The 22,840-nt window shown below is 65.2% G+C and carries 22 protein-coding genes and 2 tRNA genes; 17 read left to right on the top strand and 7 right to left on the bottom strand.

Translation table 11 applies throughout. From position 1 onward, the window contains the following. Nucleotides 1-163: 163 nt before the first annotated feature. Entirely contained in the window at nucleotides 164-1,147 is a 984-nt protein-coding gene (locus EJV47_RS06670; RefSeq protein WP_126692371.1) for an ADP-ribosylglycohydrolase family protein, read from the top strand. A 157-nt stretch (nucleotides 1,148-1,304) separates the two neighbouring features. On the opposite strand, the gene EJV47_RS06665 is transcribed toward EJV47_RS06670, so the two are convergent. Then, nucleotides 1,305-2,255 (bottom strand): acetyl-CoA carboxylase carboxyltransferase subunit alpha, encoded by a 951-nt coding sequence (locus EJV47_RS06665; RefSeq protein ID WP_207895843.1) that lies wholly within the window; start codon nucleotides 2,253-2,255, stop codon nucleotides 1,305-1,307. Between the two features lie 262 nt (nucleotides 2,256-2,517). On the opposite strand from EJV47_RS06665, the gene EJV47_RS06660 reads away from it, so the two are divergent. The 3 genes from EJV47_RS06660 to EJV47_RS06650 all read left to right on the top strand — a co-directional run bounded on the left by EJV47_RS06660 (nucleotide 2,518) and on the right by EJV47_RS06650 (nucleotide 4,129). After that, nucleotides 2,518-2,591, top strand: a tRNA-Asp gene (locus EJV47_RS06660). 182 nt (nucleotides 2,592-2,773) lie between these two features. Continuing rightward, the gene (locus tag EJV47_RS06655; protein WP_126692369.1) at nucleotides 2,774-3,853 is read left to right on the top strand and encodes an FKBP-type peptidyl-prolyl cis-trans isomerase; all 1,080 of its coding nucleotides are present in this window, start codon (nucleotides 2,774-2,776) and stop codon (nucleotides 3,851-3,853) included. A gap of 202 nt (nucleotides 3,854-4,055) precedes the next feature. Next, a tRNA-Asp gene (locus tag EJV47_RS06650) sits at nucleotides 4,056-4,129 on the top strand. 220 nt (nucleotides 4,130-4,349) lie between these two features. Here the strand turns inward: EJV47_RS06650 and EJV47_RS06645 are convergent. Continuing rightward, nucleotides 4,350-4,604: a hypothetical protein gene (locus EJV47_RS06645; protein ID WP_126692368.1), complete on the bottom strand. Its 255-nt coding sequence runs from the start codon at nucleotides 4,602-4,604 to the stop codon at nucleotides 4,350-4,352. Nucleotides 4,605-4,919: 315 nt separating this feature from the next. Here EJV47_RS06645 and EJV47_RS06640 point away from each other — a divergent pair, with 315 nt between their 5' ends. The 5 genes from EJV47_RS06640 to EJV47_RS06620 all read left to right on the top strand — a co-directional run bounded on the left by EJV47_RS06640 (nucleotide 4,920) and on the right by EJV47_RS06620 (nucleotide 8,441). Next, nucleotides 4,920-5,105, top strand: a complete 186-nt coding sequence (locus EJV47_RS06640) for a hypothetical protein (protein ID WP_126692367.1) — start codon at nucleotides 4,920-4,922, stop codon at nucleotides 5,103-5,105. 69 nt (nucleotides 5,106-5,174) lie between these two features. Then, nucleotides 5,175-6,023 carry an MBL fold metallo-hydrolase gene (locus tag EJV47_RS06635; protein WP_126692366.1) on the top strand — a complete coding sequence of 283 codons (849 nt, stop codon included), beginning with the start codon at nucleotides 5,175-5,177 and terminating at the stop codon, nucleotides 6,021-6,023. 2 nt (nucleotides 6,024-6,025) lie between these two features. Then, nucleotides 6,026-6,817 carry a patatin-like phospholipase family protein gene (locus tag EJV47_RS06630; RefSeq protein WP_243651042.1) on the top strand — a complete coding sequence of 264 codons (792 nt, stop codon included), beginning with the start codon at nucleotides 6,026-6,028 and terminating at the stop codon, nucleotides 6,815-6,817. Between the two features lie 43 nt (nucleotides 6,818-6,860). Continuing rightward, on the top strand, nucleotides 6,861-7,418 hold the full coding sequence (locus EJV47_RS06625; protein ID WP_126692365.1) for a 1-acyl-sn-glycerol-3-phosphate acyltransferase: 558 nt from the start codon (nucleotides 6,861-6,863) through the stop codon (nucleotides 7,416-7,418). A gap of 174 nt (nucleotides 7,419-7,592) precedes the next feature. Then, nucleotides 7,593-8,441 carry a methylated-DNA--[protein]-cysteine S-methyltransferase gene (locus EJV47_RS06620; protein WP_126692364.1) on the top strand — a complete coding sequence of 283 codons (849 nt, stop codon included), beginning with the start codon at nucleotides 7,593-7,595 and terminating at the stop codon, nucleotides 8,439-8,441. 162 nt (nucleotides 8,442-8,603) lie between these two features. On the opposite strand, the gene EJV47_RS06615 is transcribed toward EJV47_RS06620, so the two are convergent. Next, nucleotides 8,604-9,272, bottom strand: coding sequence for a DUF4159 domain-containing protein (locus EJV47_RS06615; protein ID WP_126692363.1), 669 nt, complete (start codon nucleotides 9,270-9,272; stop codon nucleotides 8,604-8,606). Nucleotides 9,273-9,432: 160 nt separating this feature from the next. On the opposite strand from EJV47_RS06615, the gene EJV47_RS06610 reads away from it, so the two are divergent. After that, nucleotides 9,433-10,017 carry a Crp/Fnr family transcriptional regulator gene (locus EJV47_RS06610; protein ID WP_126692362.1) on the top strand — a complete coding sequence of 195 codons (585 nt, stop codon included), beginning with the start codon at nucleotides 9,433-9,435 and terminating at the stop codon, nucleotides 10,015-10,017. 79 nt (nucleotides 10,018-10,096) lie between these two features. Continuing rightward, on the top strand, nucleotides 10,097-10,837 hold the full coding sequence (locus EJV47_RS06605; protein WP_207895842.1) for a hypothetical protein: 741 nt from the start codon (nucleotides 10,097-10,099) through the stop codon (nucleotides 10,835-10,837). Nucleotides 10,838-10,917: 80 nt separating this feature from the next. Here the strand turns inward: EJV47_RS06605 and EJV47_RS06600 are convergent, their stop codons facing one another. Next, nucleotides 10,918-11,628: a 16S rRNA (uracil(1498)-N(3))-methyltransferase gene (locus tag EJV47_RS06600; protein ID WP_126692361.1), complete on the bottom strand. Its 711-nt coding sequence runs from the start codon at nucleotides 11,626-11,628 to the stop codon at nucleotides 10,918-10,920. 47 nt (nucleotides 11,629-11,675) lie between these two features. Here EJV47_RS06600 and EJV47_RS06595 point away from each other — a divergent pair, with 47 nt between their 5' ends. Then, nucleotides 11,676-12,425 carry a plasmid pRiA4b ORF-3 family protein gene (locus EJV47_RS06595; RefSeq protein WP_126692360.1) on the top strand — a complete coding sequence of 250 codons (750 nt, stop codon included), beginning with the start codon at nucleotides 11,676-11,678 and terminating at the stop codon, nucleotides 12,423-12,425. Between the two features lie 78 nt (nucleotides 12,426-12,503). On the opposite strand, the gene EJV47_RS06590 is transcribed toward EJV47_RS06595, so the two are convergent. After that, on the bottom strand, nucleotides 12,504-13,340 hold the full coding sequence (locus EJV47_RS06590) for a S1/P1 nuclease (protein WP_126692359.1): 837 nt from the start codon (nucleotides 13,338-13,340) through the stop codon (nucleotides 12,504-12,506). Between the two features lie 143 nt (nucleotides 13,341-13,483). Here EJV47_RS06590 and EJV47_RS06585 point away from each other — a divergent pair, with 143 nt between their 5' ends. After that, nucleotides 13,484-14,683: an SDR family oxidoreductase gene (locus tag EJV47_RS06585; protein WP_126692358.1), complete on the top strand. Its 1,200-nt coding sequence runs from the start codon at nucleotides 13,484-13,486 to the stop codon at nucleotides 14,681-14,683. A gap of 67 nt (nucleotides 14,684-14,750) precedes the next feature. On the opposite strand, the gene EJV47_RS06580 is transcribed toward EJV47_RS06585, so the two are convergent. After that, a complete protein-coding gene (locus EJV47_RS06580) occupies nucleotides 14,751-15,032 on the bottom strand; it encodes a hypothetical protein (protein WP_126692357.1) in 282 nt (93 codons plus the stop codon). Nucleotides 15,033-15,618: 586 nt separating this feature from the next. Between EJV47_RS06580 and EJV47_RS06575 the strand changes: the two genes are divergently transcribed. Both EJV47_RS06575 and EJV47_RS06570 read left to right on the top strand, forming a co-directional pair. Then, entirely contained in the window at nucleotides 15,619-16,593 is a 975-nt protein-coding gene (locus tag EJV47_RS06575) for a phosphatidylglycerol lysyltransferase domain-containing protein (protein WP_165903645.1), read from the top strand. 80 nt (nucleotides 16,594-16,673) lie between these two features. Next, nucleotides 16,674-17,636, top strand: coding sequence for a hypothetical protein (locus EJV47_RS06570; RefSeq protein WP_126692355.1), 963 nt, complete (start codon nucleotides 16,674-16,676; stop codon nucleotides 17,634-17,636). An 83-nt stretch (nucleotides 17,637-17,719) separates the two neighbouring features. Here the strand turns inward: EJV47_RS06570 and pckA are convergent, their stop codons facing one another. Next, on the bottom strand, nucleotides 17,720-19,342 hold the full coding sequence (gene pckA, locus EJV47_RS06565; RefSeq protein ID WP_424321754.1) for a phosphoenolpyruvate carboxykinase (ATP): 1,623 nt from the start codon (nucleotides 19,340-19,342) through the stop codon (nucleotides 17,720-17,722). A 236-nt stretch (nucleotides 19,343-19,578) separates the two neighbouring features. Here pckA and EJV47_RS06560 point away from each other — a divergent pair, with 236 nt between their 5' ends. Next, on the top strand, nucleotides 19,579-21,009 hold the full coding sequence (locus EJV47_RS06560; protein WP_126692353.1) for a peptide MFS transporter: 1,431 nt from the start codon (nucleotides 19,579-19,581) through the stop codon (nucleotides 21,007-21,009). Between the two features lie 186 nt (nucleotides 21,010-21,195). Next, nucleotides 21,196-22,821 (top strand): peptide MFS transporter, encoded by a 1,626-nt coding sequence (locus EJV47_RS06555; protein ID WP_126692352.1) that lies wholly within the window; start codon nucleotides 21,196-21,198, stop codon nucleotides 22,819-22,821. Nucleotides 22,822-22,840 lie beyond the last annotated feature (19 nt).

Genomic DNA, 22,840 nt, shown 5'->3' with positions numbered 1-22,840 from the left:
CATTCAGAGCGCAGCGAAGAATCTCGCGTGTTGATGCTGAATAGTAATCAACAGCCTTGGACCGCAGAGCCCAAGGCCGGCCCGCCGACTCACGGCGTACTCGTTCCACAACTTTCCCAACTGCTCGTTCTACCTTCCCGCCGATTAACCGCCCGCCACATCTATGCCCACCAACTCCCCATCCACCCTCGAAACCCAAATCCGCGCCGCCCTGCTGGGCCTGGCCGTCGGCGACGCCCTCGGCGTGCCGGTGGAGTTTGAAAGCCGCGCCCGCCGCAAAATCGACCCCGTTGTGAACATGCGCGAATACGGCACCCACCACCAGCCCGCCGGCACCTGGTCCGACGACGCCTCGCTCACGTTCTGCCTGGCCGAAAGCCTTAGCCGCGGCTACGACTTGGACGACCTGGGCCGCCGCTGCGTCAACTGGTATGAACACGGCTACTGGACTCCGCATGGTCAGGTGTTCGACGTGGGCGTGGCCACAGCCGAAGCCCTGCGGCGCTTTCACCGGGGTACGCCGCCGCTGCTGGCCGGCGGCACCGATGAATACAGCAACGGTAATGGCTCCCTGATGCGCATTCTGCCGCTGGCCTTCCACACGCGAAACCAACCTGTGACTGAGCGGCTGCAACAGGCCCGCGAGGTATCAAGCCTAACGCACGCCCACCCGCGCTCCGTGCTGGGCTGCTTTATCTACTTAGAAATGGCCCGTCAGCTGCTGCTAGGCGCAAAAAAGCACGTCGCTTTTGAAGCCACGCGGCAGATTGTTTCGCAAACCATTGCTACCGACCCGGTGCTACTGGCCGAGCAGCACCGTTTCCACCGCATCCTGCAGCAGCCCCACGGCGACTACGAAATCCTGCCCCTGCCGCAGTACCGCGAAGACGAAATCAGCGGCTCAGGCTACGTACTGCACACGCTGGAAGCCTCCCTTTGGTGCCTGCTGCGCTATGACAGCTACGCCGAAACCGTGCTAGCCGCCGTCAACCTGGGCGAGGACACCGACACGACCGGCGCCGTCACCGGCGGCCTGGCCGGCCTCTACTACGGCGAGCAGGCCATTCCGCCCGAGTGGCTGCAGGCCCTGGCCCGCCGCGCTGATATTGAAGACTTGGCGGCCCGCATGGCCGCCGCGGTCAGCTAAAAAGAAGCGGCCCCGCAACTGCTGCGGGGCCGCTTGCTTTGTTGGGAACTGTGCTGGTTGGCTGGTCCAGGGCTAGAGGAAGGTCCTTCGCAAGCTCAGGATGACGTTCTGTTTTTTCATCCGGCAGCCGTAGGCACCTAATCACCTAATCACCTAATCACGCCTCCACGACCACGCCCATGCGGCTGAACTTGTCGATGCGCTGCGAAATCCGCTCGTCGGCGGGCAGGGTGTCCAGCTCGTCCAGGGTTTTGATGAGGGTCTTTTTCAGCGTCTGAATCATCTTGTCCGGGTCGGTGTGGGCCCCGCCCAGCGGCTCCTTCACGATGCCGTCCACGAGGCCAGCCTTGAGCATGTCGGTGGCGGTGAGCTTCAGCGCCTCGGCAGCCTGCTCCTTGTAGTTCCAGGAGCGCCACAGGATGCTGGAGCACGACTCGGGCGAAATCACCGAGTACCAGGTGTTTTCCAGCATCAGCACCCGGTCGCCGATGGCAATGCCCAGGGCCCCGCCCGAGGCGCCCTCGCCGATGATGATGCAGATAACGGGCACCTTCAGCATGAACATTTCCTTGAGGTTGCGGGCAATGGCCTCGCCCTGCCCGCGTTCCTCAGCCTCCAGGCCCGGGAAGGCGCCCGGCGTGTCGATGAGCGTCACGATGGGCTTGCCGAACTTCTCGGCCAGCTTCATCAGGCGCAGGGCCTTGCGGTAGCCCTCGGGGTTGGGCATGCCGAAGTTGCGCAGCTGCCGCTGCTTGGTGTTGCGGCCCTTCTGCTGCCCGATAAACATGACGGTGCGCCCGTCCAGTTCGGCAAACCCGCCCACCATGGCCTTGTCGTCGGCCACGGTCCGGTCGCCGTGCAGCTCCACGAACTTCTGGCTCATGCCCTCGATGTAGTCGAGGGTGTAGGGGCGGTCGGGGTGGCGCGAGAGCTGCACGCGCTGCCAGCGGGTGAGGTTGGCGTAGGTTTCTTTCTTGAGGGCGCGGATTTTGGTTTCCAGCGCCTCCACGGCTTCCGACACGTCGACCTGGCTTTCCTGGGCCAGTTTCTGCATCTCGCGGAGCTTGCCCTCCAGGGCGGCAATGGGTTGTTCGAAGTCGAGCAGCATAAGCAAACGGGCGGCGCGCGGCCGTCGCCCAGTTGTTCTTAACGGTGGAAAATGGGGGAGGGCAAAGGTAAGCGACGCGCGCCAAGCATGCGCCGGCAATTTTCGGGGCCGGCGGCGAAAAATTTTGTGGTTGGCAATCAGCCAGAACGGTCGAGTTGGTAACGATTTGGTAAAAAACTTTTGCCCAGGGCTTGCAGCAGGCCAAATCCGCCCCCTACCTTTGCATCGCAATCGGGGAAACGCCCCGGCAAATTGCAAACCTGGTTCGGTAGTTCAGTCGGTTAGAATGCCGCCCTGTCACGGCGGAGGTCGCGGGTTCGAGTCCCGTCCGGACCGCAAAGGCCCTTCAGCAGCACGCTGGAGGGCCTTTTGCTTTTCCGGCCCGGCCGCTGCGGCTACCCTGCCGGCCAGTACCTGACGCGCCCGAGCCGCCGGGGGAGGGACCTGGCGTCGGCTCGGCTGGTTCCGGGGCTTTTCTGGCCCGACCGGCTATCTTGTCGGCTCATTCCTTTTAGTTGATGTCGACGACAATGACCCGCCGGACCCGCCCGGCCGGCGCCCTGCTGGCCTGTCTGGGCCTGAGCGCCCTGCTGGCTTTTCAGACCAAGCCCACCCAAACCAAGCCCGCCCCGAAAAAGCCCACGGCAGCCAAACCCGCCCCGGCCAAGGCGGCGCCGGCAACCCCGCCGGCCTACAACCGCCTGAAGTCGGGCACGGAGTACCGCATCTACAAGCGCGTGAATGGGCGCTACGTGCGCCAGCCCGCCCTGGTGCCGGCCGCGGCCGCGGCGGCCTATGCCAAGCGCGTGGGCCAGATCATGGCCCTGCACGTGGAGTACCGCACGGCCAAGGACTCGGTGCTGTTCCAGTCGCGCAGGCAGCAGATGGGCTTCCCGGTGCGCGTGCCGCTGCAGACCGTGACCGTCAAGGGCGGCTTGGAGGAGGCCATTTCCCTGCTGCAAGCCGGCGACTCGGCCGTGTTTCGCTTCAACGCCGATTCCCTGTCGTTGAAGACCACCGGCCAGCCCGCCCCGGCGGTGGTCAAGCGCCACGGCAACACCATGCGCCTGCTGGTGAAAGTGGCCGCCATCCAGAGCCAGGCCGAGGCTATGGCCGCCCAGCAAAAGCTGATGGAAGCCATGCAAGCCAAGGCCAATCTGGCTGATGAAAAGCAGAAGCCCATCGACGACAAGCTGATTCAGGAATATCTGCAGAAAAACAGCCTCCAGGCCCAGAAAACAGCCTCGGGCCTGTACTATATTATCACGCAGCCCGTCAGCGGCGCCCGGCCCGCCAAAGGAGAAATCGTGGCGGTGCACTACCGCGGTACCTTGCTCGACGGCAAAGAGTTTGATTCCTCGCTTAAGCGGGGCCAGCCCATTGAATTTCCGCTGGGCGTGGGCTCGGTTATTCCCGGCTGGGACGAGGGTATTGCCTTGCTCAGCAAGGGCAGCAAAGCCGTGCTGCTGATTCCCTCAAGCCTGGGCTACGGTGCCCGCGGCGCCGGCGCCGACATTCCGCCCCACGCCATTCTGCGCTTCGACGTGGAACTGGTGGACATCAAGGCCGCCACCCCGGCGCCCGCCCCCGTGCGGTAGGGGCTGACCCGTTGAGTCGGCGGCGCTGGCAAGGTCTCGGTGAAAAAAATGTTGCCGGCTATATCTCTCAAAACCAGTTTTGTGCGCTCCAATGGCCATTTTTTTAGCGCCTAATTCGGTTTTGAGGTTTTGAAATGTGAAAACCCGCCTTACCTTTGCAGCACCTTAACGAAAGGCACACGGCCTCAAGAGCGGGTTACCTGGTTCGGTAGTTCAGTCGGTTAGAATGCCGCCCTGTCACGGCGGAGGTCGCGGGTTCGAGTCCCGTCCGGACCGCAAAGGCCCTTCAGCAGCACGCTGGAGAGCCTTTTGCTTTTTCGGCCGTGGGGCGGCCGGCGAAATGAGCGCCGCGCCGCTGCCAGCACGAAAAAGCCCCGGCCGGTTGGCCAGGGCTTCTCCATTTTTCACCAAAACAGCGCTGTTGGGCTACGGCGCGGGGCAAAGGTAGCCTGCCGCCGGGCGTGGCGGTACCACACATTGATGTGGTTGGTGCTGCTCAGGCCAGCAGGCTGCTCGGGCGTTCGGCCAGCGGGGCGGGCTGGCGGCCGCCGTGCTTGCGAAAAAACCTTTCCACGGTTTCGGCCAGGCGCCGGTACTCGTCAGCAGCATCGGGGGTGGGGGCGGTGCGCGGAATGGCCAGGTACAGCCGGGCCCCGTCGCAGGCGGCGTGGGCATGCACGTACATGGTGGTCTGCAGCGGCAACTGACTGGTCCACCGCTCAAAACCCAGGGCTAGGAAATGGTCATCCATAGTTTAAAGGCTACCTACCGCCGGGCCCTGCGCCCGACCATGAGCCTAACGTGAAAGCCGAGCCCGAGGGTATCACATGATGATGTGAGGTACCTGCTGCCCACCCTCGCTACCGCTGCCAATGAGGCCTAGGACCAGGAATTGGGGACGCTGGATAACATAAATCTACGCTATTATAATTTAAGTACAATTGTTTTGAAATATGATTTAAATTAGTGCGTGCTTAAATAATCATATTATTTTAGAAATTATTAGGTGATTGGATAAGTAATGTTATACTTTGTATCAACGTTCGGTCTAACACCTTTCTGAGTTATGAACAAACTGGTACTGTTGCTCGCTCTGTTTCTGCTCGGCACCGCCGGCTCCGTCGAAGCCCGTCCGCGGCCCCGCTACGTGCGCGCCGTGATGAAGGGCAAACCCGGTCATCACCGCCCTAACTACACGCCCTACCGCGGCGCCGGCAACCCCTTCAAAGGAATGCTGGCCTGGGTGCGCTAAGCCCCGGGCTGCTGCTAAAGCCGCCGGACCCTCGTGGCAGGGTCCGGCGGCTTTGTGCATCTTGCGGGCATGAACGTGTATACCCTCGACACCGGCCTGTTCAAGCTTGACGGCGGCGCCATGTTCGGCGTAGTGCCCAAGTCGCTCTGGGCCAAGCAGTATCCCGCCGACGACAACAACATGTGCACCTGGGCCATGCGCTGCCTGCTTATCGAGGATGCGGGGCGCTTGGTCCTTGTCGACACCGGCATCGGCAACAAGCAGGACGAGAAATTCCGCGGGCACTTTTACCTGCACGGCGACGCGACGCTGGAAAACTCGTTGCGCCAGCACGGCTTCACGGCCGCCGACGTGACGGACGTGTTTCTCACCCACTTGCATTTCGACCACTGCGGCGGCGCGGTGACGCGCACCCCGGGCGGCAAGCTGGAGCTGGCCTTCCCGAACGCTACGTACTGGTCGAACCAAAGCCATTGGGACTGGGCCGTGCAGCCTAACGCCCGCGAAAAAGCCTCTTTCCTGGCCGAAAACATCCTGCCCGTTCAGGAAAGCGGGCAGCTGCGCTTCGTCGACCCCGCCCGGGGCGTGCCGGCCGAGCTGCCCATGCTGCAAGGCATCGTGTTTGCCGACGGGCACACCGAGAAAATGATGGTGCCGCTGCTCGACTACCGGGGCCGTAAGCTGGCGTTTATGGCCGATTTGCTGCCTTCTACGGCCCATTTGCCCATGCCCTGGGTGATGAGCTACGACGTGCGCCCCCTGCAGACGCTGGTGGAGAAGGAGGCCGTGCTGCGCCGCGCCGCCGAGGAGCAGTGGGTGCTGGTGCTGGAGCACGACGCCCGCACCGAGGCCTGCACCGTGCAACTGACCGAGCGCGGCGTGCGCCTGCACGAAACGCTGCGCCTGACCGACCTATAGCCGTGGCCGCGCGCAAACTGGGCCTGGCCTTGTCGGGCGGGGCGGCGCGGGGCATTGCCCACCTGGGCATGCTGGAGGCGCTGCGGGAGCTGGAGCTGCCCATCGGGGCCATGTCGGGCGTCAGCTCGGGCGGGCTGGCGGCGGTGTTCTACGCGGCCGGCATTCCGCCGCGGGAGGTGCTGCGCCTGCTCACCGACACGCGCTTTCTGCGCCTGATTCGGCCGGCCTACCGGCGCGGGCTGGTGAGCCTGGCCCTGCTGGAAAAGCTGTTTGCGGCCCATTTGCCCGGCAGCCAGACCTTCGCTGACCTCAGCATCCCGGTGACGCTGTCGGCGGCCGATCTGGGGGCGGGCGAAACCGTGTTTTTCGACGAGGGGCCGCTGATTCCGCCGCTGCTGGCCACGGGCGCGGTGCCGGTGCTCTGTCAGCCCATCGAGTACCAGGGGCGGGTGCTGGTGGATGGCGGGCTGCTCAACAACCTGCCGGTGGAGCCGTTGCTCGACCGGCCCGAGCTGGCGGTGGTGGGCGCGCACACCAACGTGTTTAACCCCGACGGGCGCATCGACAGCATCCGCCACGTGGCCGAGCGCACCTTCATGCTGGCCATCGGTAACAACGTGACGCCCCGGCTGGCCCGCTGCGCGCTCGTGCTGCAGCCGCCCGAGCTGCGCCACTACCGCGTGGCCGATCTGCGCCACGCCGCGGCCCTGTTCGACATTGGCTACCGGCACACCCGGCAGCAGGCGGGGGCGCTGCAAGCCTTGCTGACCGCCCCCGCCGGGGAAATTGGCTAGCTTTGTTGGCTTTTCCCCCGACGCTACCTTTTCCACCGCTTCTATGAACAGCTTCTGGCTGGCCTTTTCCAAGTTCTGGTTTAAGATTACGGGCTGGCGCCTGCACTCCAGCATTCCGCCCGAGGTGCGGCAGGCCATGATGATTGCCGCCCCGCACACCAGCAACTGGGACTTCATGTACGCCCGCGCCGCCTTCTTTCTGATGCGCCGCAACGTGCGCTTCACCGTGAAGCACGAGTGGACCAATATTCCCCTGCTGGGCAAGCTGCTGCTAAGCCTGGGCGCGCTGCCCATCGACCGGAGCCGGAACAACAGCATGGTGGAGGCCATGACGGAGCTGTTTCAGAAGTACCCCGACCTGATCATCCTCATCACCCCCGAGGGCACCCGCAAGTACCAGCCCCGCTGGCGCCGCGGCTACTACCACGTGGCCCAGGCCGCCGGCGTGCCCATCCTGCTCGGCTTCCTCGACTACAGCCGCAAGGAAGCCGGGGTGGGGCCGGTGGTGTACCCCACGGGCAACTACGAGCAGGACGAGGAGAAAATCAAAGCTTTCTACCGGACCAAGAAGGGCCGTTTCCCGGAGCAGGGCATTCGGTAAAGCTGGTTTCTCGCAGAGGTCCGCGGAGGTTTGCGCAGAGGTGCGCTGAGTTGTTCTAGCGCAGCTCCGCGCGCCTCTGCGGCTTTTCTGCGGACCTCTGCGAGAAATACACCTTGGCCAAAGTCCGCAAGAATCGGGTCGGAGCGGGCTGGGTGGTGGCGGTAGCTTTGCCCCATGATTAGCGCCGAAACCAGCAGCCCCGATTACCAGCGCATTGCCCGGGCCATCCGCTTTCTGGAAGAAAACTTCCGCCGCCAGCCCAACCTGGAGGAGGTTGCCGCGGCCGTCAGCCTCAGCCCGTTTCATTTCCAGCGCCTGTTCAGCGAGTGGGCCGGTATCAGCCCGAAACGCTTCGTGCAGTTTCTCACGGCCGATTTTCTGAAGCAGCGGCTGGCCGCGGCCGGCTCCCTGGCCGAAGCTGCCGAGGACGCGGGCCTCTCGGCGCCCTCGCGCCTGCACGATTTGCTGGTGACCCTGGAAGCCGCCACGCCGCAACAGGTGCGCACGGGCGGGGCGGGTCTGCGCATAGCCTACGGCGTGCACGCCACACCCTTCGGCCCGGCCCTGCTGGCCGCCACCGACCGCGGCCTCTGCGCCCTGCACCTACTCGACGCCCTGCAGCCCGACCAGCCGGCTGCCCTGACCGCCGTCCGCCACAGCTGGCCCCAGGCCGAGCTGGTGGCCGATGCCGCGCTGACGGCGCCACTGGCCGCCCAGGCCTTTGCGCCGGCCGCGGCGGGGCCGCTGCACCTGCTGGTGCGCGGCACCAACTTCCAGGTGAAGGTGTGGGAGGCGTTGCTGCGGGTGCCGGCCGGGCAGGTGGTCAGCTACCAGCACGTGGCCCGGGCCATCGGACAGCCCAAGGCCCTGCAGGCGGTAGGCTCGGCGGTGGGCGCCAACCCGGTGGCCGTGCTCATTCCCTGCCACCGCGTTATCCGCAAGGAAGGTGCGCTGGGCGAGTACCGTTGGGGCTCAGCTACCAAAAAGGCGCTGATCGGCTGGGAAATGGCGCGTTTTGGGTGAAAACGGGTGACAGGTGACAAGTAACACGTGACAGGTTTTTTGTCGGTCAGACAGCTGCTTCAACAGCAAGGCCGGCTGCTCAAGCGAGCGGCCGGCCTTGCTGTTGTTGGCGGTAGAAAGTTGGTGACGGGTCACCTCATCACCCCTAACCTGTCACCTGGCTTACTGCTGCGTGAGGGCGTAGGCCAGCAGGTTGGCGCCCATGCGCAGAGCTTCCTGGTGCTTTTCCACCGGGTCCTTGTACACCTCGGGGTCTTCCCAGCCGTTGCCCAGGTCGCACTCGTAGCTGTAGAAGCACACCAAGCGGCCTTTGTAGATGAGGCCGAAGCCTTGGGGCCGTTTGCCGTCGTGCTCGTGAATCTTGGGCAGGCCCTTGGGAAAGGCGAATTTCTGGTGGTAGATGGGGTGGGAGAAGGGCAGCTCCACGAAGTCCAGCTCGGGCATGACCTTCTTCATTTCGGGCCGGATATACTTGTCCAGGCCGTAGTTGTCGTCGATGTGCAGGAAGCCGCCGCCGAGCAGGTAGCGGCGCAGGTTCTTGGCCTCGGCGTCGGTAAAGAGCACGTTGCCGTGGCCGGTCAGGTGCACGAAAGGGTACTGCGTGAGCAGGGGGGAGCCGGGCTCCACCACGGCTTCTTCGGGGGCAATGTTGGTGTGCAGCGTCTGATTGCAGAAGCGGATCAGGTTCGGCAGGGAGGTTTTGTTGCCGTACCAGTCGCCCCCGCCGCCGTACTGCAGGCGGGCAATCTGGAAGCTGGGCGCCGGGGCGACCGGACCGGCGGCGGTCAGGGCAAACAGCAGCGCAACGGCAAGTAACAGAGGACGAAGCATGAGAAGGCGAGGGAAAGGGCGCTGGCGCTATAATTTTGGACCGGGGCGGAAAGTTCAGCAAAACCGGACCACAGCCGCTGCAACGACGCAAGGTAAGGCGGCCGCGTTGCTTTCCTGCGAGGAGCGTAGTGCACCCGCCGTTGCTTTTTACCCGCTATAAATGAGCCAAGACATCCTACTGCAGTTTTTGCAAAGCACGGGCCTGATCAGCCCGGAGCAGGCCGCCGACATAGCCCCGGCATTCGGGCCGTGCCACCTGCGCCGGCACGAACTGCTGCTGCGCGCCGGCCAGGTCAGCGACGAGTACCTGCTGCTGAGCAGCGGCGTCGTGCGGGCCTTCGTCCACAACACCGCCGGCGACGAGGTGACGACCGGCTTTTTCGGCCGCGGGCAGGTGGTGCTGGAGCCCTCATCCTTTTTCACGCGCACGCCTTCGCCGGAAACCATGCAGGCCCTGACCGATTGCGAAGGCTGGAGCCTGACTTACCAGCAGATGAATGGTCTGTTTCACGCCCGGCCGGAGTTTCGGGAGTTTGGCCGCTCGGTGCTGGCGCGGGCCCTGGCCACGCTCAAATCCCGGATGCTGGAGATGATAACGACCCCGGCCGCTGCCCGCTATGAGCACCTGCTGGCCTCCCAGCCCGAAATCCTCCGGCACGCCCCGCTCAAGGACGTGGCCTCGTACCTGGGCGTGACGGACACGTCGCTGAGCCGCATCCGCAACGCGGCCCGGCCGAAAAAATAGGGCTGCATTTCCTGTCATTTGGCAAGCCGGCGGGAGGCGCCGGCTCCCGTCCTTTGGGCCGTACCAAATGCCTACGGCCATGCCCCACTTTCCCCTTTTCCTGAGTTTGATTTTTGGCCTGACCACCGCCCTGGCCGGGTGGCTGTTTTGCCGGGCCACGCACCGACCGGCCCCGGTGCTGCGCCTGCTGCTGGGATGGCTGCTCGTGCAGGGTGCGGTAACGCTGACGGGCTTCTACACCGTCGCTGGCACCCTGCCGCCCCGGCCAGCGCTGCTTATCGGCCCGCCCGTGCTGCTCATCGGCGCGCTGTTTGCCACCGCCGCCGGCCGCCGTTTCTTGGCCGGTCTGCGCCCCGATGCGCTGACGCTGCTGCACGTGGTGCGGCTACCGGTGGAGCTGGTGCTGCTGGGACTGTACTGGTACGGGGGCGTGCCCCGGCTGATGACCTTCGAGGGCCGCAACTGGGACATCCTGATGGGCCTGACCGCGCCGCTGGTGTACTACCTGGGGTTTCGGCGCCCGCGCTGGGGCCGTTCCGCGCTGCTGGCCTGGAACCTGCTCGGGCTGGGCTTGCTGCTCAATATCATGGTGAATGCGCTGCTGGCCGTGCCCTCGCCCTGGCAGCGCTGGGGTTTCGAGCAGCCCAACGTGGCCGTCCTGCAGTTCCCGTTCGTGTGGCTGCCCAGCGTGGTGGTACCGCTGGTGCTGCTGGCCCACCTTGCCGCGATTTGGCAGCTGCTCGCTCGCTCCAGCAGCTACCCGGCCGCTAGTGCCGCCGGCTCGGAGCAACCCGGGACCGACCAGCCCGCAACGGCTTAGGCCGCTGGTGGCGCGGGCTGTGAGCGGGTGGCAGGGCCAGCGAGACGAATTTGCCGTTGTCGCAACGGCTGCGGTTCAGCTTATTGAGCCAGCTCGCGCGCCACGTGCACGGTGTGGCAGGCGGCCAGGGCGGCTGTTTCGGTGCGCAGGCGGGAGTGGCCCAGCGCCACCGGCCGGATGCCGCGCTCCAAGGCCAGCCGGATTTCCTCGGGCGTGAAGTCGCCCTCGGGCCCGATGAGCACGCAGCAGCCGGTGCCCTGGGCGGCCACCTGGCTCAGGTTCCGCCGCTCACCCTCGGCCAGGTGGGCAATAAAGGTGGTTTCGGCCTCGACTGCGCGCACAAAGGCGGCGAAATCGGTCAGCTCGTCGAGCTGCGGCAGCCAGGCCTGGCTCGACTGCTTCAGGGCGCTGACGGCAATGCGCTCCAGCCGGTCGAGCTTTAATTCGCGCCGCTCGGAGCGGGCGCAGCGCAGAAACGACAGGCGGTCGATGCCGATTTCGGTGGCTTTTTCCACCAGCCACTCCATGCGGTCGAGGTTTTTGGTGGGGGCCACGGCCACGTGCACGGTATAAGGGCGGCGCGGCACCCGCTGCTCATCGGTGACGCGCAGCTGGCAGCGCTTGGGGTTGTCGTCGGCCACCTGGGCCCGGAATACGCCGCCGCGGCCGTCGAGCAGCTCCACCGCGTCGCCGGGCTGCAGGCGCAGCACCCGCACGGCGTGCTTGCTTTCGTCTTCGGGCAGGGTGTAGCTCGGGCCGCTCAGGTCGGGGGCGTAGAATGTATGGGGCATGATTGTCTTATTTTGCAGGGCACGGCACCAGCCGCCGCTTCCTGACCATGACGCAGGTTCTGCAGCTCAAAGTAACGCTCTACGGCACCAAGCCGCCCGTGTGGCGGCGGGTGGAAGTGCCCGATACGCTTACGTTCTGGGAGTTTCACTTCGTGCTGCAGATTCTCTTCGACTGGGACAGCAGCCACCTGTTCGAGTTTCGGCAGGGGCGGGGTGCCCCCGATGAGTTCTTGGCCGGCCCGCCCGCCGTGGACCCCACGCTGGCCGACGAGCTGCCGGAGTGGCAGCAGGACGCGCGCGATGTGACCCTGGCCGACGTGCTGAGTGCCCCGAAGCAGAAGCTGGCCTACGTGTACGATTTGGGCGACTACTGGGAGCATACCGTGCTGGTGGAGCAGGTGCAGGCGCTGGCACCCGGCCACCCCACGCCCGCCGTGCGCTGCCTGGCGGGCCGCCGCGCCGCCCCGCCCGAGGACATCGGCGGGCTGCCCGGCTACTACGAGCTGCTCGACGTGCTGGCAGAAAAAGCCGCCGGCCAGCGCAAACGCCTGCCCAGTCACTTTGCGGGATTGGGCAAGTACGACCCGGAGGAGTTCGAGCTGGATTCCTTTAACCAGGACCTGGCCAACCTGCGCGCCATCGTGGCCGAGGAGGACGCCATGCTGGCCGCCCACACCCGGCAGCTGGCCCAGCTGCCGCCCGCCCACCGGACCGAGCTGGCCGCCACGGATTTGCTGGAGGCCCTGGCCGCCATGATGGCGGCCGCGACCGATCCGCCGAAGAAGCCGAAAAAATAAGCGGCGGTAGTCCGGCCGCCCGCAAAAAAGCCCGCCGCCGGCATGCCGGCAGCGGGCTGTTGCGCTTTCAGAGCCGGCTTACTTCAGCGTCTCGTTGAGCACCTGGGCCAGGCGGATGCCGCCCTGCTGCAGGCGCAGCTGCACCTCGCCGATGTGCTTTTTGTAGTACTGCTCGTCGAGCTTGCTGCCGCTGGGCACCTCGGCGTACTGCTGGGTGCTGAGCAGGTAGGACTCGAACAGCCACTGCTCCACGGAGGAGTTTTCCCAGCCCAGGCGCGAGGCGTGGTCGGGGTGGTCGTTTTCGGCGGCCAGCTTGTCGTCGCTCATGCCGTGGGCGTGGATGAGGCCGCTGTCCCACATGCGGTGCAGGTTGCTGCCCTCGCCCTGAAACTGCAGCTGAATGTCGTTGCCGCCCTTGTCTTCGGCCCGGCTCACGTGCATGGGCTCGTGGATGTCGCCGACGAGGTGCACCACGAACTTGAGCGCGTCGATGCGCTTTTCGCGGGGCTGCTTTTTGTCGCCGAGCAGCTTGATGTTGGCTTGCAGGGCCTGGTAGGCGTTGACTTCGGTTTTGGCCTTCAGGGCGCGCTCAAAGTCGGCGTAGCCCATGCCCAGGGGCAGGTTGACGAAGTGCCAGGACCCGGTGCCCTTGTACTCGGGTTGGTTGCGCACCTCGTCGGCCCAGGAGGCCACGTCAGCAATGGATTTGTCGCCCAGCAAGTCCTTGACCTGGGCGGCGGCTTTGCGGGAAAGGTGCTTTTCGGCAATCAAAGCCAGGGCGCGGTGCCCTTCGCGGCCCCAGGCCTGCAGCAGCTGGGGCGTGAGCAGCAGAGCTGCGAGCAGGATGGCAGTCAGCGAATTAGCCAACGACCCATGCGCGGCGCGGCGCCGGAAAGCGGGGAGAATACGAAACATAAAGAGCAGGGAAAAAGCCGGGGCCGCAATCCGGGCGGCAAAACGGGGGCGCAAAGGTCGGGGAAAGTTCGACCAAATCGAAGCCCCCGCGTATCCGTAGTAGAAAGCTTACACCTCATCAACCCAAAATCCACAACCCGAACATGGCCCTTAAACTCAAGAAACTCCAAGACCAGGTTATTGTCATCACCGGCGCCTCCTCCGGCATCGGCCTCGTCACGGCCCGCATGGCCGCCAAGAAGGGCGCTAAAGTGGTGCTGGCCGCCCGCTCCGAGGACGCGCTGCGCCAGCTCACCCAGGAAATCAAGGCCGCCGGCGGGCAGGCCGCCTACATCGTGGCCGATATGAGCCAGCCCGACGCCGCTCGTAGCATCGCCCAGAAAGCCCAGAGCGAGTTCGGCGGCTTCGATACCTGGGTCAACAACGCCGGCGTGAGCATCTACGGCAAGGTGGAGGACACGCCTGTTGAGGACATGCGCCAGCTGTTCGAGGTAAACTTCTGGGGGCTGGTCAATGGCTCTTTGGAGGCCGTGAAGCACCTCAAGACCCGCGGCGGGGCGCTGATTAACGTGGGCAGCATCCTGTCCGACATTACGGCCATTCTGCAGACCATCTACTCGGCCAGCAAGCACGCGGTGAAGGGCTTCACCGACGGGCTGCGCATGGAGCTGGAAATGGACGGCGCCCCGGTGTCCGTCACGCTCATTCAGCCCGCTGCCATCGACACGCCGTACCCCATCCACGCCAAAAACTACATGGAGCGCGAGGCCAAGCACGCCCCGCCCGCCTACGCCCCCGAAACGGTGGCCCGGGCCATTCTGCACAGCTGCGCCGCGCCCGAGCGCAACGTGGTGGTGGGCGGCGGCGGCCGCGCCTTCATCAGCATGGAGCAGTGGACGCCCGGCCTGCTCGATAAGTTTATGGAAAAAGCCTTCGTGAAGCAGGAAAAGGCTGATTACGCCCCGCGCCCTCTGCACCAAAACGCCCTCGACCGGCCCATGGGTGCCCTGGAAGAGCGCGGCAACTACCCCGGCCATACCCGCGAAACGAGCTACTACACCGAGGCCGTGACCAGCAAGAGCCCGGTGCTGAAAACCGCCCTGGCGGTGGGCGCCGGCCTGGCCCTGGCCACCTGGCTGAGCAAGGCCCGCAGCCACGGCGGGGGCAACGGCCGCAGCTACGTGGCCGGCAGCCCCGACCAGCACCACCCCGCCAGCACCCCCGACGACGGCCGCCCCGCCGGCTACGCCGCCAGCCTCAACCAGCAGGGCGGCACCAGCGGCTCCTGGACTTCCCCCGACCACCGCTACTCCGCGCACACCCGGCACGAGGATTTGCCGTAGTCCGGGCGCTGACCTGCAGCCTCAAAAAGGCCACTCCCGCGCGGGAGTGACCTTTTTAGTTGAACGTTCAGGCGGTTGTCGGCTGCGGGGCGGGCCGCCAGCCAGCTTCCAGCTGTTGCTGCAGGCGGCGCAGGTAGCGGCCCATCATCCAGCCGGTGTACCAGCGCAGAAACCACAGGGGCGGGGCAAACCCCAGGCCGCGCTGCACCAGGGCCCGCTCGAAGCGCAGGGTGTAGGTCAGCTCGGTGCGGGTGGGACCAAGGGGGCGGAAATGGCGCTCCACGTCCTGCCAGGTGGCTTCGCCGGCCAGAGCCGTGCAGCGCACGTAGGCCCCGGGCTGGTAGGCCACGTAGGCCAGGCGCGTGCGGGCGTGGGGCAGGCGGGGGAGAGGAACGCGTCCTCGGTGGCTACCACGTGCAGGCCCGGCGCGGGGGCGTCCAGCAGGGTCTGGTGAATTTCGCGGCGCCAGCGGGCATCGTGGCGTAAATCGGCGGCCATGGCAAAAACGGCCGCCAGCGGGGCGGCAATGGTGACGCGGCGTGCTACTTCGATAACCGGAGTACGGGGCTGGGCAAGGTGCATAGTGGGAGGGGCCGGCGGCAGCAGAGGGCGCCGCCGGCGGCCCGTTCGTCGGTGGCTGCGAAGGTGGGCCGGCCGCCGGCCGCGGGCAACCACACAAGCATGTGAGGCGGGTGGCCGGCGGCTGGTTCGAGGCCCGGCGGTAAGTGCCTGATTGGGTGCATGCTGGGCTGCGGCCGGTGTGGACGCATCTGCGGCGGCACGGTGCTGCGGGCCCCGAAGATGTTATGCCCCGGCCCCGGTGGCCCCGGTATTTTCGGGTGTTGACTCCGCCGTTGACTACCGGGCCGCCGCGGCTTGCCTGGTGGCGTGGCCCGGAGTTAACTTGTACGCCCTTTGTGCTTTTGCCGCCCCCGATGACCACCGAAGCCCGCCTCGAACAGCTGCGCCGCTGCGCCGCCGACCCCAACGCCTACGCCACCCTGCAGCCCGGCCTGCAGTACTTCGACCACCCCGCCGGCTTTGTGGCCTACCGCCGCGCCCTGGCTGGCCCCGTGGTGCTGGGCGACCCGGTGGCCGAGCCCGCCCGCCTGCCCGAGCTGCTGGCGGCGTTTCGGCGGGCCCATCCGCGCAGCGTGTTCGGGTACCTGAGCGAGGCAGGGGCCGCGGCCCTGGCCCGGGCCGAGGGCCGGCGCCTGCGCTTCGTACGCATCGGCGTGGAGCGCTGCCTGGAGCTGCAACGTGAGGCGGCCTTTTCACCGGCCATCCTGGGCGCCCTGAAAAAAGCCCGTAAGGCCCGTCTGGAGGTGGTCGAGCGGGACTTGAACGCCCTGACGCCCGCCGAGTATGCCCAGCTGCAGGCCATCAACGCGCAGTTTATCCGCCTCTCGCCCGCCAAAAAGGAAATCGGCTTTATCTCCCGGGCCCTGCAGCTGGCTCCCGAGCCCGACGTGCGTTTCTTCGTCATCCAAGCCGGGGCCGAGGCGCAGCCCATCGGTTTCTGCGTGCTCGACCCCTGGTATGAGGGCGCCCGGCTGAAGGGCTACCAGCTGCACCAGTTCCGGCTGCTGCCCACCAAAATCTGGGGCGTATTTCTCTCGGTGGTAGCCACGCTGGCCGAGCAGCTGCGCACCGAAGGCCACGCGGCTCTGTCCTTGGGCGGCTGCATCGGGGCGGCTTGCCAGGGCGCCCAGCCGCTGCCCGCTTCCGCCGTGTACGACTACTGCCGCGACACCACTTTCCGCCTCATCGACCGGTACCACCCGCTCACCAACCTCTCGCGCAACAAGTTCGAGTTTGCCGGCCCCGATCTGCCCCGCTACCTGGCCGCCCCGCACCGGCTGCCCTTGCTGCCCCTGCTGCGGCTGGCCCGCGCCAACCACATCCTGTAGCGGCGCCGCGCCCGGACGAACGAAGGCTTGGACGAACCCGGCCCCGGGCTTATCTTGGCCGGTCTTACTCGCTCCGCGCTATGCGTCGCGTTAAATACAGCCACCAGCGGGCCACCGAAATGTATACCCAGGGCCACCCGCCGGCCGACGTGGCGCAGATGCTCGTTGAGGAAGGCGCCACGCCGGAAGAGGCGCCCGGCCTGGCCCGGCACTACTTCCGCAACTTCCTGCTCTACCAAATGGATGAGCAACGCCGCCGTAGTCAGAGCGCCGAAACCCAGAAGCTGGGCGGCGGGCTGCTGCTGGCGGCTGGCGTCGTGGCCAGCCTGCTGGCTTATTTGCTGATGGACCACGTCTTCCTGCTGTTTTACGGGGCTATTCTCGGCGGGGGGCATCATGCTCATTCGGGCCCTTACGGTGCAGAGCGAAGCCGCCAGCACCATCAGTCAGCTCACCGAGCAGCACCGCCTGGCCACCGACGAGCCTGCCCCCGCCCAGCTATGACCAGCGCCGAATACTGGCAGAAGCTGCCGCCTTTCGAGTACGTGACGACTTACTCGTTTAACCGCGGCTCCGCGCTGCAGGAGCAGTTGCGGGCCAATGAGCAACTCATTGAGGCCACGAAGCAGGAACTAGCCACGGCCCGCTACATGCGCCAGGCCGCGCTGCACCGGCAGCTGGCGGAGCTGGAGCAGGCCGGCGAGTACATTGCGCTGCTCACGCCCGCGGGCAGTATCAGCCCCCTAGCCTGCCCCATAGCCCAATCAAACCGCCACCCTGGCCTGGTAGAACGGCTGGGCGCTATCCTCACCGCACCGGTGAAGCTGCACATGGTGTCGGGCTGCCGGCCGATTTACCGCGACGCGCTGGTGTTTCACGACGCCGCCGGCCGCATCGTGAGCGTGCTGAATATCTGCTTTCAATGTCTGTACCTGCAAGCCGTTAACGGAAAGTTCCTCGAAGTGGACGTAGCCACGTACGAGCAGCTGCGCCAGCTGCTCCAGAGCCTCGGCCACCCTATTTCGGACGACTATGAGGACTAAGTAAGGGCCAATAAAAAGCCCCGCCGGCCAAAGCCAGCGGGGTTTTCCTGGTGAGTGAAGTGAGGTAGTGGAAAGTGAGAAGCTTAGGCTTCCACGGCGGCTTTGGGGGCGCCGGCCATGATTTCCTCGTTGGCGAAGTCGGCGAAGCGCTGGAAGTTGTCGACAAACTTGTGGGCCAGTTCATTAGCCGTCTTGTCGTAGGCTTCCTTGTCGGCCCAGGTGTTGCGCGGGTCCAGAATGTCGGCGGGCACGCCGGGCACCTGGGCGGGCACGTCCACCCCGAAAATCGGGTGCTTGTGGAATTCTACATCGTCCAGCTGGCCCTCCAGGGCGGCCGTAATCATGGCGCGGGTGTAGCCCAGCTTCATGCGCGAACCTACGCCGTAGCTGCCGCCGGTCCAGCCGGTGTTGATCAGCCACACGTGCACGTCCGGGTGCTCCTCCATCTTCTGGCCGAGCATTTCGGCGTACTTGGTCGGGTGCAGCGGCAGGAACACCTGGCCGAAGCAGGCCGAGAAAGTCGTCTGCGGCTCGGTGACACCCATTTCGGTGCCGGCCACCTTGGCCGTGTAGCCCGACATGAAGTGGTACATAGCGTGCGACTTGTCCAGCTTGCTGATGGGCGGAATCACGCCGAAGGCGTCGGCGGTGAGGAAGAAGATGTTCTTCGGCACGCCGGCCACCGAGGGCTCTACCGCGTTCGGGATGAAGTGGATGGGGTAGGCCGTACGGGTGTTTTCCGTCACCGACTTGTTGGCGTAGTCCACCGTGTGGGTGCCCGGGATAAAGCGGGTATTCTCCACGATGGCGCCGAAGCGGATGGCGTCCCAGATTTCGGGCTCCTTCTCGCGCGAGAGGTCGATGACCTTGGCGTAGCAGCCGCCCTCGAAGTTGAAGATACCCGCGTCGCCGGGCATCCAGCCGTGCTCGTCGTCGCCCACGAGGCCGCGGTTGGGGTCGGCCGACAAGGTGGTTTTGCCCGTGCCGGAGAGGCCGAAGAAGATGGCCGTGTCGCCGTCCTTACCCACGTTGGCCGAGCAGTGCATGGCCAGCGTGTTGTGCTCGTGGGGCAGCAGGTAGTTGAGCACCCCGAAGATGCCCTTCTTCATCTCGCCCGCGTAACCCGTGCCGCCGATCAGAATCATCTTCTTGGCGAAGTTCAGGATGGCGAAGTTGGCCTGCCGGGTGCCGTCCACGGCCGGGTCGGCCTCGAAGCCGGGGGCGCAGATGATGGAGAAGTCCGGCGTCCAGGACGTATCCGCGCCTTCTTCGGGGCGCAGGAACATGTTGTGGCAGAACAGGTTGTGCCAGGCCAGCTCGTTCACCACGCGCAGCTTCAGCTGGGTAGCGGGGTGGGCCCCGGCGTAAGCTTCGCGCACGTAGATTTTCTTGTCGGCCAGGTAGGCCACCATCTTCTCGTGCAGCTGGTCGAACTTGGCGGGGTCGAAGGCGATGTTGATGTCGCCCCACCACACCGAGTCGGCGGTGGTGGCGTCCTTCACCACGAAGCGGTCCTTGGGGGAGCGGCCGGTGAACTTGCCCGTGTCGCACATCAGCGCGCCGGTGTCGGTCAGGGTGCCTTCGCCGTTACGCAGCGCCTCTTCCACCAGTTCGGCGGGCGTCAGGTTCAGGCAAACCTCTTTGGCCTGGCGGATGCCCAGCGGCTGGAGGCGGTTCAGGGCAGAGGTGGAAGCAGCAGTTTCCATCATAAGCACAGAATGTGGGATTGGAAATGGGGGTGGGGACAGGGATTGGTCAGACAAAAGTAGGCGAAAAACCTTTAGCACTGCAAACGTTTGCGCTAACACCTGTAAGGTTGCTTACGGCGGGCGAAATGGGAAAGATTTCTTAGATTTACCCGTAAGCCCCAGTGCCCCCCCGGCCGCTGTCGGGCTTTTTTGCTACCTTTTTCACTCTCTCTTACTCCTTCTTCCCCGCACTCATGCAAGTAGCCACCGCCCAGGCGCCGCCGCCGACTCCCACCAGCTCCAAGCACCCTCCGGGGCTGTACCTGCTGTTCTTCACCGAAATGTGGGAGCGGTTCAGCTACTACGGCATGCGCGGCCTGCTGGTGCTCTACCTCACCAAAACGGCCGTACAGGGCGGCCTGGGCATTTCCGAGGCCAGCGCCACGCTGATTTACGGCTACTTCACCGGCTTCGTGTACTTCACGCCCATCATCGGCGGCTACCTGGCCGATAAATACATCGGGCAGCGCCGCGCCATTCTGATCGGGGGCGTGACCATGGCCATTGCCCAGCTGTTCCTGTTTATGCAGCCAGCCCTGTCCACCGTGCCGGCCGTGTTTGGCATGCCCTGGCCCACGGCCGTGGGCCTGTTGCTGCTGATTCTGGGCAACGGCTTCTTCAAGCCCAATATTTCGACCATCGTGGGCAAGCTCTACCAGCAGGGCGACCCGCTGCGCGACGCGGCCTTCACCATTTTCTACATGGGCATCAACGTGGGTGCCTTCTTCGCCCCGCTGGTGTGCGGCTACCTGGCCGAAGACCTGTTTGCCACCAAGACCGTCGTCAACGGCGTGACGGAGGTGAGCAGCTACGGCTTCCGCTACGGCTTCCTGGCCGCCGGCATCGGCATGATGCTGGGTCAGCTGGCCTTCAACCTGCTCGGTAAAAAGTACCTGGGCGAGGTGGGGATGTACCCCGAAGGCAAAGGCGCCGACAACAAAGTGGTGGAGAAAACCCCGCTGACCAAGGAAGAAACCGACCGCATGGCCGTTATCTTCATCATCACCATTTTCGTGGTGTTCTTCTGGGCCGGCTTCGAGCAGGCCGGTTCCTCGCTGACCCTGTACACCGATAAGTACATCAACCGTGATGTCTTCGGCTTCCTGATTCCGACCTCCTGGTTCCAGTCGGTAAACCCGCTGTTCATCGTGGCTTTTGCTCCCGTAACGGCCGGCATCTGGCTGGCTCTGGGCCGCAAGGGCAAGGACCTGAGCATCCCGGTGAAAATGGGCCTGGGCATGATCCTGCTCGGCGCCGGCTTCCTGTTCATGGTCGGTGCCGTGATGGAGCGCGGCGGCGACGTGGCCAATACCTCTATCAAAGCCAGCATCCTCTGGCTGCTGGCCACCTACTTCTTCCACACCATCGGCGAGCTGTGCCTCTCGCCCATCGGCCTCTCGATGGTGTCGCGCCTCTCGCCGGTCTCGCTCACGTCCATGCTCATGGGCGTGTGGTTCCTGGCGCCCTTCGTGGCCCAGATTGCCGGTGGCTACATTGCCAAGTACGTGGAAGAGCTCGGCGCCCTGACGGTGTTCGGCCTGATTGCCGGCTTCGTTATTGCGGCCGGTCTGCTGCTGATTGTCATTGCCAAGAAGCTGTTCCACATGATGCACGGCCGCGGCTAAAAGTCCGCGCTGCTGCGCCAGAAAAAAGCCCCGCCGGAACGCTCCGGCGGGGCTTTTTTTCGCGTTGGGCGCCGGCCCTGAGAGCCGCTAAGCAACGCCGGGCCCGCTCTTGCTTCCTTAGCTGGTGCGTACTGCCCGCACCCGGCCGGCGTCCCCGCCGCTTCTTTCTTCTCAATCCCTGACTACATGCAAGCAACCTCTACTGTGACGACCAGACCCGCGGCGGCTAACGGCCACCCCAAGGGCCTGTACGTGCTGTTCATGACCGAAATGTGGGAGCGGTTCAGCTTCTACGGCATGCGGGCCCTGCTGAGCCTCTACATGGGCAAGGCCCTGCTGTTTGACAAGGCTCTGACCTCGCGCTTCTACGGCAACTACACCAGCCTGGTGTACCTCACGCCCCTGCTCGGCGGCTACCTCGCCGACCGCTACCTGGGCAACCGCCGCTCCATTCTCATCGGCGGGCTGCTGATGGCGCTGGGGCAGTTTTGCCTGTTCGGCAGCGCCTCGCTCTACGTGCCCGGGCAACCGGCAGCCGGTGCGGCGCAGACCTGGCTGTTTTTCCTCGGCCTGGGCTTGCTGATTTTCGGCAATGGCTCCTTTAAGCCCAACATTTCGTCGATGGTCGGCACGCTTTACCCCGCCGGCGACAAGCGCATCGATACGGCCTACACCATTTTTTACATGGGCATCAACATCGGCGCGTTCTTGGCGCCGCTGGTGTGCGGCTACCTGGGCGACACCGACAACCCTGCCGATTTCCGCTGGGGCTTTCTGGCGGCGGGCCTGGGCATGCTGCTCGGCATCACCACCTTCGAGCTGTTCAAGCACCGCTACGTAGTCGATGCCGCCGGGGCGCCGCTCGGTGCCCGGCCCGAGCGGCAGGTGGCCGCCGCGCCCGTCGTTCCGCTCACCCCGGATGCCCCGGTACGTAGCGAAACCCTGGCCGCCCCGGCCCCGGCTACCGGCATTACGGCGGGGCGGCTGCTGGCCCTGGCCGCGCTGTTTGCGGCCGTGTACGCCGCCATTGCCTGGTACATGGGCGGCGACTGGTTCGGCGCCCTGGTTTTCTCCGCCATGCTGGTGGTGCCGCTGGTGGTGCTGGCCGATGCTTCCCTGACCCCGCGCGAGAAGGAGAAAATCTACGTCATCTTTATCCTGAGCTTTTTCGTCATCTTTTTCTGGGGCGCCTATGAGCAGGCCGGTGCCTCGCTCACCTTCTTCGCCGACGAGCAAACCGACCGGCAGCTGGGCAGCTACACCATGCCCGCCTCGTATTTTCAGTCGGCCCCGGCGCTGTTCGTCATTACGCTGGCGCCGCTGTTTGCCGTGCTCTGGACAGCCCTCGGCCGCCGCGGCCTGGAGCCGTCCTCACCGCTCAAAATGGCCTTCGGGCTGCTGCTGCTGGGGCTGGGCTACCTCATCATTGCCTTCGGGGTGCACGGCGTGGCACCGACCACCAAAGTGAGCATGTTCTGGCTGGTGGCCATGTACCTGTTTCACGTCTTCGGTGAGCTGTGTTTGTCACCTATCGGGCTGGCCCTGGTCAACAAACTGTCGCCGGCCCGCTTTGCTTCGCTGCTGATGGCGGTGTGGTTTCTGGCCACGGCCGCGGGCAACAAGCTGGCCGGCGTGCTCAGCGGCCTGTACCCCGAGCGCGGCAAGCCCGCCCCGTACTTCCTGGGCTTCGAAATCAGCAGCCTCTACGCGTTCTTCCTGATTTTCGTGGCCCTGTCGGTGGCCGCCTCGCTGCTGCTCTTCCTCATTCAGCGCCGGCTGACGCGGATGATGAACGAGCCGGCAGCAGCGTAACCGGGCGCAAACGCAAAAA

The organism is Hymenobacter gummosus, from assembly GCF_003970915.1.
Taxonomy (GTDB): Bacteria; Bacteroidota; Bacteroidia; order Cytophagales; family Hymenobacteraceae; genus Solirubrum; species Solirubrum gummosum.
This window is presented reverse-complemented; position numbering and strand designations above follow the sequence as displayed.

Coding starts and splice junctions, on each gene's coding strand:
- EJV47_RS06670 (WP_126692371.1), top strand. CDS start 164: ATGCCCACCAACTCCCCATCCACCCTCGAAACCCAAATCCGCGCCGCC.
- EJV47_RS06665 (WP_207895843.1), bottom strand. CDS start 2,255: ATGCTGCTCGACTTCGAACAACCCATTGCCGCCCTGGAGGGCAAGCTC.
- EJV47_RS06655 (WP_126692369.1), top strand. CDS start 2,774: ATGTCGACGACAATGACCCGCCGGACCCGCCCGGCCGGCGCCCTGCTG.
- EJV47_RS06645 (WP_126692368.1), bottom strand. CDS start 4,604: ATGGATGACCATTTCCTAGCCCTGGGTTTTGAGCGGTGGACCAGTCAG.
- EJV47_RS06640 (WP_126692367.1), top strand. CDS start 4,920: ATGAACAAACTGGTACTGTTGCTCGCTCTGTTTCTGCTCGGCACCGCC.
- EJV47_RS06635 (WP_126692366.1), top strand. CDS start 5,175: ATGAACGTGTATACCCTCGACACCGGCCTGTTCAAGCTTGACGGCGGC.
- EJV47_RS06625 (WP_126692365.1), top strand. CDS start 6,861: ATGAACAGCTTCTGGCTGGCCTTTTCCAAGTTCTGGTTTAAGATTACG.
- EJV47_RS06620 (WP_126692364.1), top strand. CDS start 7,593: ATGATTAGCGCCGAAACCAGCAGCCCCGATTACCAGCGCATTGCCCGG.
- EJV47_RS06615 (WP_126692363.1), bottom strand. CDS start 9,272: ATGCTTCGTCCTCTGTTACTTGCCGTTGCGCTGCTGTTTGCCCTGACC.
- EJV47_RS06610 (WP_126692362.1), top strand. CDS start 9,433: ATGAGCCAAGACATCCTACTGCAGTTTTTGCAAAGCACGGGCCTGATC.
- EJV47_RS06605 (WP_207895842.1), top strand. CDS start 10,097: ATGCCCCACTTTCCCCTTTTCCTGAGTTTGATTTTTGGCCTGACCACC.
- EJV47_RS06600 (WP_126692361.1), bottom strand. CDS start 11,628: ATGCCCCATACATTCTACGCCCCCGACCTGAGCGGCCCGAGCTACACC.
- EJV47_RS06595 (WP_126692360.1), top strand. CDS start 11,676: ATGACGCAGGTTCTGCAGCTCAAAGTAACGCTCTACGGCACCAAGCCG.
- EJV47_RS06590 (WP_126692359.1), bottom strand. CDS start 13,340: ATGTTTCGTATTCTCCCCGCTTTCCGGCGCCGCGCCGCGCATGGGTCG.
- EJV47_RS06585 (WP_126692358.1), top strand. CDS start 13,484: ATGGCCCTTAAACTCAAGAAACTCCAAGACCAGGTTATTGTCATCACC.
- EJV47_RS06575 (WP_165903645.1), top strand. CDS start 15,619: ATGACCACCGAAGCCCGCCTCGAACAGCTGCGCCGCTGCGCCGCCGAC.
- EJV47_RS06570 (WP_126692355.1), top strand. CDS start 16,674: ATGCGTCGCGTTAAATACAGCCACCAGCGGGCCACCGAAATGTATACC.
- pckA (WP_424321754.1), bottom strand. CDS start 19,342: ATGGAAACTGCTGCTTCCACCTCTGCCCTGAACCGCCTCCAGCCGCTG.
- EJV47_RS06560 (WP_126692353.1), top strand. CDS start 19,579: ATGCAAGTAGCCACCGCCCAGGCGCCGCCGCCGACTCCCACCAGCTCC.
- EJV47_RS06555 (WP_126692352.1), top strand. CDS start 21,196: ATGCAAGCAACCTCTACTGTGACGACCAGACCCGCGGCGGCTAACGGC.